General features: G+C 55.0%; 13 protein-coding genes. 5 read left to right on the top strand and 8 right to left on the bottom strand.

From position 1 onward, the window contains the following. Positions 1 to 91: 91 nt before the first annotated feature. Positions 92 to 901 (top strand): serine protease, encoded by an 810-nt coding sequence (locus DFO57_RS05030; protein ID WP_013025882.1) that lies wholly within the window; start codon positions 92 to 94, stop codon positions 899 to 901. 89 nt (positions 902 to 990) lie between these two features. On the opposite strand, the gene hrpA is transcribed toward DFO57_RS05030, so the two are convergent. Beyond that, positions 991 to 4,890 carry an ATP-dependent RNA helicase HrpA gene (hrpA, locus tag DFO57_RS05035; protein WP_110015145.1) on the bottom strand — a complete coding sequence of 1,300 codons (3,900 nt, stop codon included), beginning with the start codon at positions 4,888 to 4,890 and terminating at the stop codon, positions 991 to 993. 247 nt (positions 4,891 to 5,137) lie between these two features. Here hrpA and azoR point away from each other — a divergent pair, with 247 nt between their 5' ends. After that, a complete protein-coding gene (azoR, locus tag DFO57_RS05040; protein ID WP_013025884.1) occupies positions 5,138 to 5,737 on the top strand; it encodes an FMN-dependent NADH-azoreductase in 600 nt (199 codons plus the stop codon). A gap of 71 nt (positions 5,738 to 5,808) precedes the next feature. On the opposite strand, the gene DFO57_RS05045 is transcribed toward azoR, so the two are convergent. Genes DFO57_RS05045 through DFO57_RS05055 form a run of 3 tightly spaced genes read right to left on the bottom strand, consistent with a single transcriptional unit; the run spans position 5,809 to position 8,959 of the window. Further along, positions 5,809 to 6,129 (bottom strand): YdbL family protein, encoded by a 321-nt coding sequence (locus DFO57_RS05045; protein ID WP_013025885.1) that lies wholly within the window; start codon positions 6,127 to 6,129, stop codon positions 5,809 to 5,811. Positions 6,130 to 6,140: 11 nt separating this feature from the next. Beyond that, entirely contained in the window at positions 6,141 to 6,329 is a 189-nt protein-coding gene (locus DFO57_RS05050; protein ID WP_014605768.1) for a YnbE family lipoprotein, read from the bottom strand. Continuing rightward, on the bottom strand, positions 6,326 to 8,959 hold the full coding sequence (locus DFO57_RS05055) for a YdbH family protein (protein ID WP_110015146.1): 2,634 nt from the start codon (positions 8,957 to 8,959) through the stop codon (positions 6,326 to 6,328). The genes DFO57_RS05050 and DFO57_RS05055 overlap by 4 nt, the downstream gene beginning before the upstream one ends. Positions 8,960 to 9,101: 142 nt before the next feature. Here DFO57_RS05055 and DFO57_RS05060 point away from each other — a divergent pair, with 142 nt between their 5' ends. Next, complete coding sequence (locus tag DFO57_RS05060; protein ID WP_015700235.1) at positions 9,102 to 10,094, top strand: 2-hydroxyacid dehydrogenase; 993 nt, start codon at positions 9,102 to 9,104, stop codon at positions 10,092 to 10,094. A 33-nt stretch (positions 10,095 to 10,127) separates the two neighbouring features. Here DFO57_RS05060 and DFO57_RS05065 read toward each other — a convergent pair whose 3' ends face one another. Beyond that, positions 10,128 to 10,403: a DUF333 domain-containing protein gene (locus tag DFO57_RS05065; RefSeq protein ID WP_014605765.1), complete on the bottom strand. Its 276-nt coding sequence runs from the start codon at positions 10,401 to 10,403 to the stop codon at positions 10,128 to 10,130. A gap of 182 nt (positions 10,404 to 10,585) precedes the next feature. Here DFO57_RS05065 and DFO57_RS05070 point away from each other — a divergent pair, with 182 nt between their 5' ends. Then, positions 10,586 to 11,242 (top strand): MgtC/SapB family protein, encoded by a 657-nt coding sequence (locus DFO57_RS05070; protein WP_013025890.1) that lies wholly within the window; start codon positions 10,586 to 10,588, stop codon positions 11,240 to 11,242. Positions 11,243 to 11,682: 440 nt separating this feature from the next. Further along, positions 11,683 to 12,618 carry a tRNA 2-thiocytidine(32) synthetase TtcA gene (gene ttcA / locus DFO57_RS05075; RefSeq protein WP_028715185.1) on the top strand — a complete coding sequence of 312 codons (936 nt, stop codon included), beginning with the start codon at positions 11,683 to 11,685 and terminating at the stop codon, positions 12,616 to 12,618. A 54-nt stretch (positions 12,619 to 12,672) separates the two neighbouring features. On the opposite strand, the gene DFO57_RS22990 is transcribed toward ttcA, so the two are convergent. The 3 genes from DFO57_RS22990 to DFO57_RS05085 form a co-directional block, all read right to left on the bottom strand. Continuing rightward, positions 12,673 to 12,801, bottom strand: a complete 129-nt coding sequence (locus DFO57_RS22990; RefSeq protein WP_022623200.1) for a hypothetical protein — start codon at positions 12,799 to 12,801, stop codon at positions 12,673 to 12,675. Positions 12,802 to 13,091: 290 nt separating this feature from the next. Continuing rightward, the gene (gene zntB, locus DFO57_RS05080) at positions 13,092 to 14,075 is read right to left on the bottom strand and encodes a zinc transporter ZntB (RefSeq protein ID WP_013025892.1); all 984 of its coding nucleotides are present in this window, start codon (positions 14,073 to 14,075) and stop codon (positions 13,092 to 13,094) included. 117 nt (positions 14,076 to 14,192) lie between these two features. After that, positions 14,193 to 15,812 carry an ABC transporter substrate-binding protein gene (locus tag DFO57_RS05085; RefSeq protein ID WP_110015147.1) on the bottom strand — a complete coding sequence of 540 codons (1,620 nt, stop codon included), beginning with the start codon at positions 15,810 to 15,812 and terminating at the stop codon, positions 14,193 to 14,195. Positions 15,813 to 15,881 lie beyond the last annotated feature (69 nt).

Here is a 15,881-nt window from a genome sequence, read left to right on the forward strand (position 1 = left end):
AAAAGACTCCCTTTTTTACCGCTCACTGACTATAGTTATGTCACTTCAGTAATAACAAAAACGTTTTCTTTTTCTCGCTATTGAGAGTTCTATGCGCCTGGCTACCCTGTTAATCGTTGGACTTTTCAGTTTCACCGCCGTTGTTCATGCCGATGATAATGATGATTCACCGACGCCTGCCGAAATAAAAATGCTGTTTTTTGGTAAGGATCATCGTCAGGCGATTACCGACGTCAGCGACGCGCCCTGGGATGCGATAGGTCAACTGGAAACCGAAAGTGGTAACCTGTGCACCGCAACGCTTATTTCACCACATCTGGCACTGACCGCAGGCCACTGTTTACTGACGCCACCGGGCAAGTTTGATAAACCGGTCGCGCTGCGCTTTATGTCGACCAAAAAAGGCTGGCGCTACGAGATCCACGACATTGATGCCCGCGTTGAACCTTCTCTGGTCCACAGGCTAAAAGCCGATGGCGAAGGATGGATCGTCCCCAGCAGCGCAGCACCGTTCGACTATGGTCTGGTTATTTTACGTAATCCCCCTTCTGCCATTACGCCGATTCCGCTGTTTGATGGTTCACGCAGTGATTTAACGGACGCGCTTAAAGAAGCCGGACGTAAAGTGACTCAGGCTGGCTACCCTGCCGATCATCTTGACAGCCTGTATTCACACAGCGACTGCCTGATCACCGGCTGGGCGCAGCGTGCCGTGTTATCGCACCAGTGTGATACGCTGCCGGGTGACAGCGGTTCGCCGCTACTGTTGAAAGGCGATAAAGGCTGGCAGCTGATTGCCGTGCAGAGTTCGGCACCTGCCGCAAAAGATCGCTATCTTGCGGATAACCGGGCGATTGCCGTGACCTCCTTTAAAGACCGGCTTGAAGCGCTGGCCCAGTAGGTTGCCTGAGGGGTTACACGATCTGAACACATAAAAAAGCCCGCATCCATCAAGGTGCGGGCTTTTTTTTACGCGAGCTGTCTCGGCAACTAGCCTGCGATTTGCTCCATCGCCTGCAGGATGCGTTTATCCGAGATCGGATAAGGCGTTCCCAGCTGTTGCGCAAACTGGCTGATTCGTAGCTCTTCAATCATCCAGCGGATATGCTGCACGTCCGCGTCATCCTGACGCTGCGGCGGCAATTTATTCCACCATGCCTGCCTCGCTTGCTCGACGGCCTGCACTTTGAGCATTCGGGCGCGATCGCTATGAGGATCGACCGGCAACTTCTCCAGCCGTCGCTCAATGCCGTGCAGATAACGCAGCGTATCTGCCAGATGCTGCCAGCCATTCTGGGTGACAAAACCCCGGTAAACCAGGCCGTTCATCTGCGCTTTGATATCCGCCAGTGCCAGCGCCAGCGTCATATCTACCCGCCCTTTCAGACGTTTGTTAATCGAAAATACCGCTGTCAGAATCTGCTCAACCTGCTTTGCGATCTCTACCACGGTATCATTGAGTTCGGCGCGCACTTTTTCCCTTAGCGCTTCAAACTGCGTTTGCTCCCATGCCGGGCCACCGGCTTCCGCGATTAACTTGTCAACGCCGCAGGCAATGCAGTCATCAATCAGCTCCATGACCTTGCCGTAAGGGTTAAAATACAGCCCCAGCTTGGCTTTGTTCGGCAACTTTTCATGCAGATACTTCACGGGGGACGGAATATTCAGCAACAACAGGCGGCGCTGACCGCGCCACATCATTTTCTGCTGCTCGTGCTCGCTGTCAAACAAGCGGATGCCCACGCTGTCCTTCTCGTCAACCAGAGCAGGCCAGGCTTTTACCTCATAGCTGCCGCGTTTTTGCTGGTAACTGCGCGGTAAATCGCCGAAGCTCCAGAGGTGCAAACCGCTCTGCTCCAGGCCATCGTCCGCCACGTTAGAGAGCGTTTCCTGCACCTTTCCTTTTAACAGGCGTTTCAGCCCAGCAAGATCTTTGCCTTCCTGAAGTTTGCGGTTGTGCTCATCGACAACCCGAAACGTCATTTTCAGATGATCGGGCACCTGTTCCCACTGCCAGTTGTCTCGCTCCAGCGTCACGCCGGTCATGCGGCGGAATTCCCGCGACAGCGCATCCAGCAATGGCATCTCCATGGCGGTAACACGGCCCAGAAACGCCTCAGCATAGTTGGGTGCAGGCACCAGGTTGCGGCGCAGTGGCTTTGGTAACGATTTGATGAGGGCGATGATCAGCTCGCGCCGCACGCCGGGGATCTGCCATTCAAAACCCGCTTCCTCCACCTGGTTAAGCAGCGGTAAAGGTATATGGACCGTCACGCCATCGGCATCCGCACCGGGTTCAAACTGATAACTCAGCTTGAGTTTAAGGTTTCCCTGATGCCAGACGTTGGGATAGTCGAGCTGGCTGACCTTATCCGCGCCCTCTTTGATCAGCATCTGCTTATCAAAGTTCAGCAGTTCAGCATTGGTTTTGCTGGCCTGCTTCCACCACGTGTCAAAATGGCGGGCTGAAACGACATCCTTGCCCACGCGCCGATCGTAGAAAGCAAACAGCGTTTCATCATCCACGAGAATATCGCGGCGACGGGATTTATGTTCCAGATCTTCGACTTCGCTGCGCAGTTTCTGGTTAGCGCGGAAAAACGCATGACGCGTCTGCCAGTCGCCCTCAACCAGCGCATGGCGAATAAACAGCTCGCGGCTGAGCGTGGGATCGATGGTGCCGTAATTCACCTTGCGCGCAGCCACAATCGGCAAACCGTACAGGGTAACCTTTTCGGTGGCCATCACCGCGCCCTGCGATTTCTCCCAGTGCGGTTCGCTGTAGCTGCGTTTGATCAGGTGCTGCGCCAGCGGCTCAATCCACTCGGGATCGATGCGCGCCGCCATGCGGCCCCACAGCCGGCTGGTTTCCACCAGTTCAGCGACCATTGTCCATTTAGGCGGCTTTTTAAACAGTCCAGAGCCGGGAAAGATAGCAAAACGGGCGTTGCGTGCGCCGGTAAACTCTTGTTTATCGGCGTCTTTCTGACCGATATGTGACAGTAAGCCGGTCAGCAAGGCACAGTGAATCTCTCTGTACTCCGCTGGCTCGCTGTTAACGGGAATGCCCAGTTCGCGCACCACCTGACGGAGCTGAGTATAGATATCCTGCCATTCGCGCACGCGCAGATAGTTTAAATAGTCTGTTTTACACTGACGGCGGAACAGGTTACCGGACAGCGCTTTCTGCTGTTCGCCCAGGTAGTTCCACAGGTTCACAAATGCCACAAAATCTGACTCTTTATCCGCAAAGCGTCGGTGTTTTTCATCCGAGGCCTGCTTTTTGTCGGCGGGACGTTCGCGCGGGTCCTGAATCGATAAGCCGGCAGCGATGATCATCACTTCCCGCACGCAGCCGTACTGCTGTGCTGCCAGCACCATGCGCGCCAGGCGCGGATCGACAGGCAACTGCGCCAGCTGGCGGCCGGAGCCGGTGAGTGAGTAATGTCCGTCGTCATTGAGGGTTAATGCCCCCAGCTCCTCCAGGAGCTTTACGCCATCCTGAATGTGACGTTTATCCGGTGCTTCCACGAACGGGAAGGCCGCGATATCGCCCAGCCCCAGCGCGGTCATCTGCAGAATAACCGAGGCCAGATTGGTACGCAGGATTTCAGGATCGGTAAAGGCAGGACGGCTCAGGAAATCGTCTTCGGCATAGAGCCGTATGCAGATCCCTTCCGACACGCGCCCGCAACGTCCTTTACGCTGATTCGCGGAGGCCTGCGAAATCGGCTCTATCGGCAGGCGCTGCACTTTCGTGCGATAGCTGTAGCGGCTGATACGCGCCGTGCCGGGATCGATAACGTATTTGATGCCCGGTACGGTCAGCGACGTTTCGGCGACGTTGGTTGCCAGCACGATACGCCGCCCGCTGTGCGACTGAAATACCCGGTTCTGCTCGCTGTTAGACAGACGGGCATAGAGCGGCAACACTTCGGTATGGGGCAGATCGCGCTTCATCAGCGCGTCGGCGGTATCGCGAATTTCGCGCTCACCGCTCATAAAAATCAGGATGTCGCCCCGGCCTTCCCGCCCCAGCTCATCGACCGCGTCGAAGATGGCCTGCAGTTGATCGCGGTCAACATCCTCCGCCTCTTCCACCACCGGACGATAACGCACTTCTACCGGATAGGTGCGGCCCGACACCTCAATCACCGGCGCGTTGTTGAAATGACGAGAGAAGCGCTGGGGATCGATGGTTGCTGACGTAATAATCACTTTCAGATCGGGACGACGCGGCAGTAGCTCCCGCAGATAGCCCAGCAGGAAGTCGATATTCAGGCTGCGTTCATGAGCCTCATCAATGATGATGGTGTCATACTGCATTAGCATGCGGTCCTGCTGGATTTCCGCCAGCAGAATTCCGTCTGTCATGAGTTTAATCTGGGTCGTTTCGCTGACCTGATCGTTAAACCGCACTTTGTAACCCACACAGCCACCGAGCGAAGTTTCCAGCTCGTCGGCGATGCGGTTGGCAACGGTTCGCGCCGCCAGCCGACGCGGTTGGGTATGACCAATTAAACCGGTGATACCGCGTCCCAGCGTCAGGCAAATTTTGGGCAACTGGGTGGTTTTGCCCGATCCGGTTTCGCCCGCGACGATAACCACCTGGTGTTCACGAATCGCCTCTGCGATGGCCTGCTGCTTCTGGCTGACTGGCAGATTTTCCGGAAACGTGATGCGCGGCGTCGCCGCAACACGTTGTGCAACGCGGCGCTCTGCAACAATGATATCCTGCTCAAGCTCGGCGGCGATGCTTTGCTGAGCGTCGGGATTTTTGATTTTTTTGGCACCATGTAACCGACGCTGCAAGCGTTGACGGTCACGCAGCATTAACGCATCAAGCCGCGACCAGAGCGGCGTTAATGGGGATGAAACCGGAGAAGACATAGTAGTGACGTACCTTACTCAGACGGTGTGGATTCAGCGTACAGTGCTAAGATAACCCGCTGATTAACTCTAATAATTGCGCCTAGCATAGCACATTCCCTTTTACGCCGTGATGGTCGGCAAAACCGGCTTGTTCAATTAATTCGAATATAGCTCTCGAAATATTGCGCTTTCACCCTAAGGCCGATGTTTGTAAAGTGTAAACCATTGAGCGGAAAGCCTTCCGCATAACAGACAGGAAACTACTATGAGCAAAGTACTCGTTCTGAAATCAAGCATTCTTGCGGGTTATTCTCAGTCAAGCCAGCTGGCAGACTTCTATATCGAGCAGGCACAGGCTAAGGGCGACCAGATCACCGTTCGCGATCTGGCTGCTAACCCGGTTCCGGTACTGGACGGTGAGTTAGTTGGCGCACTGCGCCCTTCTGATGCGCCACTGTCACCGCGTCAGCAGGAAGCGCTGGCACTGTCTGATGAACTGATTGCCGAGCTGCAGGCGCACGACGTTATCGTGATGGCGGCCCCAATGTACAACTTCAACATCCCGACTCAGCTGAAGAACTATTTCGACCTGATCGCGCGTGCTGGCGTGACCTTCCGTTATACCGAAGCGGGCCCGGAAGGTCTGGTGAAAGGTAAACGTGCGGTGATTCTGTCGAGCCGTGGTGGCATTCATAAAGACAGCCCTTCTGACCTGCTGACCCCTTACGTCAAGCTGTTCCTGGGCTTTATCGGCATCACCGACGTTGAGTTCGTGTTGGCTGAAGGCATCGCTTACGGCCCGGAAGTAGCCACGAAAGCAACCAGCGAAGCCAAAGACGCGATTAAGCAGATTGCTACTGCGTGATAATGCTGTTTGACGCGAGAACCGGGCATCAGCCCGGTTTTTTTATGCCTGCATCGCCCTGCTCGATCGGGCTATTTCTGCAACCACTGCCCGTTAATGCCCTGAACGTATTCCCCCGTCCCCGCCCGCGTGACCAGCTTTTGTCCAGCGATGCGGGCCACCTCATCGGTTTTCAGGTTGTTCTGCCCGGCAAGACGCTGGTACTCGGCGCGCCGTCCGTCATTAATGCGTTTAACCAGTGCGAGAGTTTCGCTGTCGTCTGATCGAGGGGCAATATAACCGGACAGGGTTTCGCCGACCCGGCCCGACTGACGGGCCTCATCAAGCGTCAGAGCCCAGGCCGGCTGGCTCATCGTCGTCGCCAGTAAAAGTGCAAGACCAATGCGTTTCATGCTGGCTCTCCTCAGAACAGGCCGCTCTGGTTTTTCAGTAAGGCTTCGACATCCTTGTCCACTTTGATGTGGATCTCATGCTCAATTTTCACATTCATATTAATGGTAATGGGGTCTTTTGGCGCCGCCACTTCGATGCGTGGCACACAACCCATCAGCGGTAGCCAGGCTACCATCAGCAGTAAGGCCCTGAGGCTCATGGTGATTGATCCTTTTTTGACGGCAAGGTGGCATTTTGCTCCACCCAGGATTGCAAATTATCGCCAAAGCGCAGGCTGCGCCACAGCTGGAACAGGTTTTCCTGATGACGATAATTTAAATTAACGGTCTGATTACGATTACTGAAGCGGCTGGTGCCTTTTACCTGGGCTTCCATCGTCAGCTCCCCGAGATTGTCCAGATTAAGCGTGGCCCATGACCGCGAAATCTCCATGTAGCGCAGCCAGTCCATCGCCGCACCGGCGGCGACATTGTTGCGGGTAATGGCATCGGCCATATCTTTATCCATACGGAAAGTCAGCGGCCCGCTGTTGGCAATCCAGCCATTTTCAATAATCCAGTGGGGATTACTGATCCACAGCGGTAACTCGCCATTCACGTTTCCAGACATTGCAAACTGTTTGGGTTTAATGGCGCTGACGAGCTTGCTGAGGCTTATGTCACGGAGCGAAACGCGCGCCGGGCTGTGCTGAGGCAGGCGCAGGGATGGCAGGGTAATGTGTCCGCCCAGCAGATCCAGACTGACATCCTGTAACCACAGTGGATCGTTTTCACGCCAGGGATAAGCGCCCTGCAGGTCGGCCCGAATGTTCTGCATCGCAAACTGATTTTTAATCTCGGCGATACGTAACGAAACCGGCCCGCGTAACCCGAAATGCCACTGTTGATTTTGCAGTCGGAATGGCAGCGAAAAATCCACCCCGTTGACCTGGCTGTCCGGCGTCCAGACGCTGCCGTTTTTCACCGTCCAGTGACCGCCAGCCTGAAAGCCCTGTCTGGCGGCGGCAGAAAAAGCCACCTGAGCGCGTAACTCACCTGACTGAATCTTCATTTTAAGTTCAGGGCTGAGGAGCGGCTGGAATACCGTCAGCGACTGCGTTGGCCACCAGGCCTGTCCGCGTAAACGCTCGCCGTCCCATCGGCCGTTAACACGTACCGGCCCCACCTTGCTCGCGTTCAGCTGTCCGCCCCAGACGAAATGCCCGGGATCGCTGCCCGTCGCACCGAAGTCCAGCGTTGAGGCCGCCAGCCTGCCCCCGTAGCTGAAGCGCGTTTCTCCTGCCTGCATCTTGAATTGGCCGGTAAATGACGGGTGGTGCGCATCACGCTGCCAGTTCACCGGCGCCGTGAGCGTTAAGCGCGGCTTCTCTACCCGAACGCTGCCGTATTCCAGCTGATTGAAACCTGTAGACAGGCTATCCAGATGAATCAGCGTATCGCGCCAGCCGCCCGTGCCATTGACGTCCCACTTTGCCTGTAAGGGACGCATTTCTCCCTCGCCCCAGTAACGCCAGTTCCAGACGCCTGAATCCGGCCAGAAGTTATGCGCGCCGCCATCCAGGTGCAGCGTAAAGCGGCCAAAGCTGGGATCGTGAGCGCGGAGAATGGCCTGCAGGCGTCCGGAGATGCCTTGCGAAGATAAGCGCACGCCGGCCAGCGGCCAGCGCGCTTCATCGACTTCCAGCGTGGAGAGCAAACGCCCGCGCAGGCGCAAAAGTGCTTTGGGTTTTATCGTCAGTTGCGGATTGAGCAACGAGCCGTTCAGCTCGCCGGGAATGCTGCCGTAAAGCTGCATCGCCGCGAATTTGCTTTCGCCCGTCAGTTGCAAAGGCAGCTGGCTTTGCGTAAGGCTGAGGTGACCCGGCCCCATCCCCAGCACCACGTTACCTTTACCGCCCCGGCCCTGCGTGAGCATATTGAGACGACCGACGATTTGGGTCGCCTCCAGCCCGTCCTGCCAGTTATTCAGCGTCAGATTGACGAAACCCGACAGCGGCTGCGAGGCCAGTGGCCAGTAATATTCACCTTTTTCGATATCAATACGGGTTCGGCTGGCCTGCCAGGGAAGATGGAGTAAAGGACGATCGCTGCCCCCCGTGGTGACATTAAGCAGACCACGTTGATGCGCCCAACTGAGCGCAGCGTCCACAGGTTGCGGGAATGCCGCCAGCGCCAGCGTGCCGGTAATTTCACCGTTCACCGGCAAGCCGTTGGCATATTTGGGCAGTTCGAAGTGGCCATTAAGGCTGAGCGGTTCGGGTAAAGCGGGATGCGTCACCGTCAGTTGACTAATATTGAGCTGCTGTCCTTGTAATGTGGCGTCGAGCTGCAGGTTATCACCGCGGTAGTGTAACTGCTGTCGCGATTTATCCAGCGTCAGATCCAGCCCGCCAGCATAATCCTGCCAGGGGGAAACGGTCAGTTTACCAATGTGAATGTCGGCGCCCGGCAACATTGCCTGCCACTGGGCCAGAGTTTTGGGCGCGGCCGTATCGTTTTGCGTTTCAGGTAGCTGTTGCAGACATTCAGTTTCCAGCGTGACCTGATCCGCATTGAGCGCCCAGCGCGCGTGATGCCAACCCAGCGCGGCGTTTTTGAAACTCGCCAGACGACAGTCATCCGCCAGGTAATGGATGTTGGGAAACAGCACCTGCGCGTTCCGCCAGCGTGGCGCGCCCTCCAGCTCGACGCGCGTACCTGCAGGCAGCCAAATGCCCACCAGGCGCGGCAGCCACTGTGTGATCGTCAGTAGTAATCCCAGCAGCAATAAAATCAGCGCCAGAACAGCGGCGAGACGTCGACGGAAAATCCGCGGCATGAAAACAAGCATCCTTTTTTTCTCACTATCCTGAGAATAATGATGGCACGTAACGTCCGGAAGGTGAAGGTTTCACCGCGAAAGGTAAACAGCGACCAGCAAAAAGCAACAGAAAACGTTATTCTTGTTGCATTCCCTTTTCAGGAGCACAACGATGAAAATCGCCGTATACAGTACTAAACACTATGACCAGAAGTACCTTGAACAGGTCAACCAACAGTATGGTTTCGAACTGGTCTTTTTTGATTTTTTACTCAGCGAAAGCACGGCGAAGACGGCGGTAGACTGCGATGCGGTATGTATCTTTGTGAATGATGACGGCAGCCGCCCGGTGCTCGAAGAGCTGGCGGGGCTGGGCGTCCGCTACATTGCCCTGCGCTGTGCGGGATTTAACAATGTCGATCTCGACGCGGCAGCCGAGCTGGGGCTTCAGGTCGTCCGCGTGCCTGCCTACTCCCCGGAGGCCGTTGCCGAGCATGCGGTGGGGCTGATGATGACGCTGAACCGCCGGATTCATCGCGCTTACCAGCGCACCCGCGACGCCAATTTTTCGCTGGACGGCCTGACCGGTTTTAACATGCATAACAAAACGGCCGGTATCATTGGCACCGGCAAAATCGGCATCGCCACGCTGCGCATATTAAAAGGGTTCGGAATGCGTTTACTGGCGTTTGATCCTTATCCCAGCGAGCAGGCTTTAGCGCTCGGCGCGGAGTATGTCGATCTGAAAACCCTGTTTGCCGAGTCGCACGTCATCAGTCTGCACTGTCCACTGACGGCGGAGAACCATCATTTACTCAACGCACAGGCTTTTTCGCAGATGCGTGACGGCGTCATGATCATTAATACCAGTCGGGGCGGATTAATTGATTCTCAGGCTGCGATTGATGCGTTGAAGCAGCAAAAAATAGGCGCGCTGGGCATGGACGTTTATGAAAACGAGCGGGATCTGTTCTTTGAAGACAAATCTAATGATGTGATTCAGGATGATGTATTCCGCCGCCTGTCAGCCTGTCATAACGTGCTGTTTACCGGTCATCAGGCGTTTCTCACCGCCGAAGCCCTGACGGCGATATCAGACACCACGCTGGAAAACCTCAGCCAGCTAAACCGCGGCGAAACCTGTCAAAATCGGGTTACCGCCTGACGTATCCGGCCGGTGTTATCCGGCCTGAACCCGTTAGCGTGCGCAGTTACCGCCGATTAGCGCTTGTTCGCTGCAGCGGCGGCCGTTAACTAACTGGCACATCCCGATGCGCGATCCGTCCAGCTGACTTGAGAACGCCAGTGTCCCTCCTGCATTGGCACAGTTTGCCTCTGCCATTGACGACATCACCACGTGTGGCTGAACATGGGCGGCAGTAGCTTGTTGTGGTGGCTCGTTGTCATCGCTGTTGCTACTGCAGGCAGACAGTATCAACGCGGCACCAGCCAGCAGAAAAGTAGCGGCTTTCATCAATCAGACTCCGGGAAGGTGAGTTAAAGGCTTAGCAAGAATATGTCAGCCCTGACGCGGGGTCGATAGAAGAAACAGCTTTTTACAAAAAACCTCACAGCTAATTGCAAGCAGAATTATCCTGTTATCACACTGTCACGTAACTGCACTTATCTGAACATGATGATTACCGGAGAAAAACAATGTTAATGGATATGCTGATTCGTATCGCGCTGGCCGGCATTTTAGGCGGGCTGATTGGCCTGGAACGCCAGATGCGTGCCAAAGAAGCCGGGTTACGTACCCATATCCTGGTCGGTATCGGCAGCGCCATGTTTATGCTGGTTTCGAAATACGGTTTTGCCGACATGCTGATGAAAGATCATGTGGCGCTCGATCCCAGCCGCGTTGCGGCGCAGGTGGTAAGCGGCATGGGCTTTCTGGGTGCCGGCACCATCCTGATTCAAAAGCAGGTGGTAAAAGGCCTGACCACGGCGGCCGGACTCTGGGTTACCGCCGCTATCGGGCTGGTGATCGGGAGCGGTATGTATGAGATTGGGATTTACGGCACGGTGCTGGCACTGGTGGTGCTGGAGGTGTTCCGCCGCCTGAGCCATTTATTAATTGGTAAACATCATACGCTGATTGTTTACCTCAAAGCCAAGAGCGTGCCGCTGGTGTTACTGGTGATGCAACGTGAAGGCATCCGCTACGGCAATATTTCGGTGATTAACCGGGATGAAGAAAGCGGCCAGTGTGAATTAAGCGTGCAGGTTACCTTATCGCGCAAATCCAGCGATGCGCACCTGTATGACAAAATCATGGAAGTCAAAGGCGTGCAGTCGCTGGAAATGATGTGATCAGGGCCTGAATAAACGGGACGCTATGGGAATAAAGATGCCCTGCCGGGCGAATGATGAACCGCGCCAGCATCGAAAATGACAGAGGCCTGACAGACCTCTGGATGGTGGCCTGACCTTTGCAGGCAGAATAGCCAGGTCTTCCTGTTTATCGTTATCGCCAGACAGGGCTAACGGACCTGTCGTGGCTGAATCGTTAGCCTTGAACTTTCTGCTGCACGCAGAAATTGATATTGGAAATTGAACGCGTAATCCGTACCATACGCGGCATACTTTTGTCCGCTGGTTTTTACTGCCGGCGACAAGCCGTCATAGAGAGCCAATCAAAGGGGCGCGGCAGTGCGTAAAAGGTTTGTGCGCATTGACCCACGGGGCCAGGGCCGGGTTAACCCGCACACTGACTCTGTGAACTTCCCTTTTGATGACTGAGAAACCGCGTAATGCAACAAAATCAAGAAACGAGCAAGAAAGAGCAGTACAACCTCAACAAGCTTCAGAAGCGTTTACGCCGTAACGTTGGCGAGGCTATCGCCGATTTTAATATGATTGAGGAAGGCGACCGCATTATGGTTTGCCTGTCAGGCGGCAAAGACAGCTATACCATGCTGGAAATCCTGCGTAGCCTGCAAAAAAGCGCGCCGGTGTCATTCAGCCTGGTGGCGGTGAATCTTGACCAGAAACAGCCGGGATTCCCGGGACACATTCTGCCTGAATATCTTGATGCTCAGGGTGTTGAGTACAAAATCGTTGAAGAAGACACCTACTCAATCGTTAAAGATAAAATTCCCGAAGGTAAAACGACCTGCTCTCTGTGCTCACGTCTGCGTCGGGGAATTTTGTATCGCACCGCTACGGAGCTGGGCTGTACGAAAATCGCCCTTGGCCACCATCGTGATGATATTCTGCAAACGTTGTTTTTGAATATGTTTTACGGTGGCAAGATGAAAGGCATGCCGCCCAAGCTGATGAGTGACGATGGTAAACACATCGTGATCCGTCCTCTGGCTTACTGCCGCGAGAAAGATATTATTCGTTTCTCAGAAGCCCGTCAGTTTCCGATTATCCCGTGCAACCTGTGTGGTTCTCAGCCGAATCTGCAACGTCAGGTCGTCGCAGACATGTTGCGCGACTGGGATAAACGTTATCCTGGCCGTATTGAAACCATGTTCAGCGCCATGCAAAACGTCGTGCCCTCTCACATGGCAGATATCAAACTCTTTGATTTTAAAGGTATTCAACACGGTGATGCCGTGGTCGATGGCGGCGATCTGGCCTTTGATCGCGAAACGCTGCCGGTCACACCGGTTGGCTGGCGCGCCGAGGAAGAAGAAACGCCTGACCTCAGCGAACGTCTTAACGTGCTGGAAATTAAGTAACGCTTATCTGTTCGATGAAAGTAAAGGGCACGCATTAACTCGCGTGCCCTTTTTTTATACGTTGCGGTGAGGGGGCGGATCCATTACCGGCGGAAACTCCGGTTCCGGTGGCGGATCGGGCTGCGGCTGCGGAATGGGGGGCGGATCCGTTGGAATGGGCTCGCTGTTGTGAATCGCCATCATGCCGTTCTCCTCTTATGCGAATGGATTTTAAGCTTAGGAAAGAATTGACATCTCAGCCAGCGGGCAAAAAAAAAGCCGGCTAGTTAGCCGGCGTATTTCGAATTAAATATGCTATGCAATAATTCAAAAAAGGAAGTAAGACAATATGGAGCGCAACGCCCATCGCTTGACGTTGCATTCACCTGCGAGAGAGATTTTGCGCGGTTTGCGTCTGGAAGATATTGACGTCGATCAGCTTTAGTCCTGTTAATGGAATTTTCCTGACTGACGCCCTGCTCCTCTCCCATGCCTTACAGCCAGCGTCGCTTGCGCAGATAACCAGCCACGCCTAACGCCAGTACCACGAGTAAAAGACAAAAGACGCTAAAGCCATAGCGCCATGCGCCGCCGGGGATCCCGCCCAGATTGACGCCAAACAGGCCAGTCAAAAAGGTCGCTGGCAGAAAGATCATGGCCATAAGCGACATCGTGTAGGTTCGGCGGTTCATGGATTCCGCCATGACCGAGGCCACTTCGTCTGCCAGCACGGCGGTTCTGGCTACGCCGGCGTCCAGATCGTCCAGGCCGCGGCCCAGTCTGTCAGCAATTTCCTGCATACGGCGGCGCTCGCTGTCGTCCATCCACGGCAATTTTTCACTCGCCAGGCGCGAGAAGACATCGCGCTGCGGTGCCATATAACGGCGCATTACGATCAGCTGTTTGCGTAACAGTCCCAGCTCACCCCGCGGCGGAATACGTTGATCAAGTAAGGCATCTTCCAGCTCAATGATTTTATCGTGTAGGTCTTCGATAAATTCGCTGGTGTGCCCGGTTAAGGCATCGCAGACTTCAACCAGCCAGCTGCCACAGTTCACCGGACCGTTGCCGTTTTCGAGATCGGTCAGCACTTCATCTACGGCAAACACTTTGCGTCGGCGGGTGGAGACAATGAGCTGATCGTTAATGAACACCCGCATTGCCACCAGCTGGTCAGGTCGTGCATCGCTGTTATGGTTGACGCTGCGCAGGACAATCATAAAACCGTCCCCCAGCCGGGAAACACGGGGACGCATGCTTTCACCAGCCAGCGCATCGCGCACGGCATCCGGAATTTGAGGCGTAGACTGCAGCCATTCGGCGCTACGAGGATGGGTATAATTAAGATGCAACCAGCAGGGATGCTCGTCGTGCAGCACCTGCGTTTCATCAATGGGGATCATGCCACCCTTGCCATCCAACTGGCAGGAAATAATGGCATCTGTCACCTGAAGCGCTTTTCCTTTTACACCGTCCACACCGTTACCCCGCTATCAAAATCAATACGATACAGTCTAGCGTGGCGCTGTTGAGTTGCAATCCTGAGCCTGTGTACAAAGATGTCAAAAGACGGCCTGATGTCAGGCCGCTGTGACTTAGTGTTTCTCAATCCACAATTCCCGGCTGTAGGCAACGTCTTCGGGGTTAGTAATCGGGTAACCTTTGACCCACGGCTTAATGAGCCGGCCATTGGTGTACTGATAAAGGGGCGCGATTGGGACCTGGTCAGCGATAATCTGCTCTGCCCGGTTATAATCCGCATTGCGCGCCTTATCGCTGGTTTCCATACTTGCCTTGGCAATGACGGCATCGTATTCGGCATTACTGAAGCGCGGAATGTTGCTGCTGTTGCCTGAGGTGAGCAGATTCAGGAACGTCGAGGGTTCGTTGTAATCCCCTACCCAGGAGGCGCGGATAACGTCAAAGTTCCCACTGTTTCGGCTGTCTATATAGGTTTTCCACTCCTGGTTTTCCAGTTTCACATCCACACCAAGGTTTTTCTTCCACATCGACGCCACCGCAATCGCGATTTTCTGATGGCTTTCAGAAGTGTTGTACAGCAACGTCAGCTTTAACGGCTTAGCGGGGCTGTAACCTGCGGCTGCCAACAGGGCTCTGGCCTGCGCATCCATCTCTTTTTGATTGTGCTGTTGCTGTAGGGCGGGCAGCGGTGTGAACCCGGCCGTGACGTCAGGGGTAAAATGCCATGCCGGTTTTTCCCCTGTGCCCAGGACTTTTTCGGCGATAACGGCGCGATCGATACTCCACGACAGCGCCTTGCGCACGCGTACGTCGGCCGTTGGCCCTTTCTGGGTATTAAACGCGTAATAGTAGGTGCCGAGCTGATCCGGCGTATAAACCTGGCCGGGCAGCGTTTTCTTCAGCAGCGCGCACATGTTTTTGGGGAAAGATTCGGTGATATCCACATCGTTAGCGCGGTAGCGCTTAGTTGCGCTCGATTCTTCGTTGATGGGCACAAAGGTCACTTTGGTTAAAACGGAGTGGGCGTTGTCCCAGTAATGGGGATTGCGCACCAGAACGATTTTTTCATTCACGACGCGTTGGCTGAGTTGATAAGCCCCATTGCCCACCAGTTTGCCCGGCTGGGTCCAGTCTGCACCTGCGTTTTCAACCACGCCCTGCGGTACTGGATAAAACGCGACGTTAGAGAGCATCGCAGGAAACCAGGGAACCGGACGGGTCAGCGTAATCTTCAGGCGATTCTTGTCCAGGGCGGTGACGCCCAGCTTATCCGGTGTCATTTCGCCTTTGGTAATCGCGCCCGCGTTGCTCATGCCGCTCAGTGCGATAAAGGAGGCCTGAGGCGATGAGGTTTTAGGATCGACAACGCGCTGCCAGCTGTATACAAAATCCTGCGCGGTCACCGGTTTGCCATCAGACCAACGGGCATTATTACGTAAAGTAAGTATCCAGACCTTATTGTCACTGCTGCTCCAGCTCTGCGCGACACCGGGCACAATTTTGCCGTGGGCATCCTGACTGGTCAGCCCTTCATACAAATCGCGCATCACCTGGATTTCAGGCAGGCCCACGGCTTTGGCCGGATCGAGGGAAGCGGGTTCATCTTTGATATGGCGGACAATCTCTTGTTTCGCGGCGAGCTGTGCACCGGCAGGAACCTCGGCGGCCAACGCGGGCACAAACGCGTTAAGCAGGCTCAGGGCCGTTAGCGTTAATGAAAAGCGGATTACCATTATCACCCCTTTGCAATAAAGACGCGCTGGATCAGCGCATTACTGACTCAGCCTGTTAACGGCCACTTT

It is taken from the genome of Pantoea sp. AG702, from assembly GCF_003182295.1.
GTDB classification, from domain to species: domain Bacteria; phylum Pseudomonadota; class Gammaproteobacteria; order Enterobacterales; family Enterobacteriaceae; genus Pantoea; species Pantoea ananatis.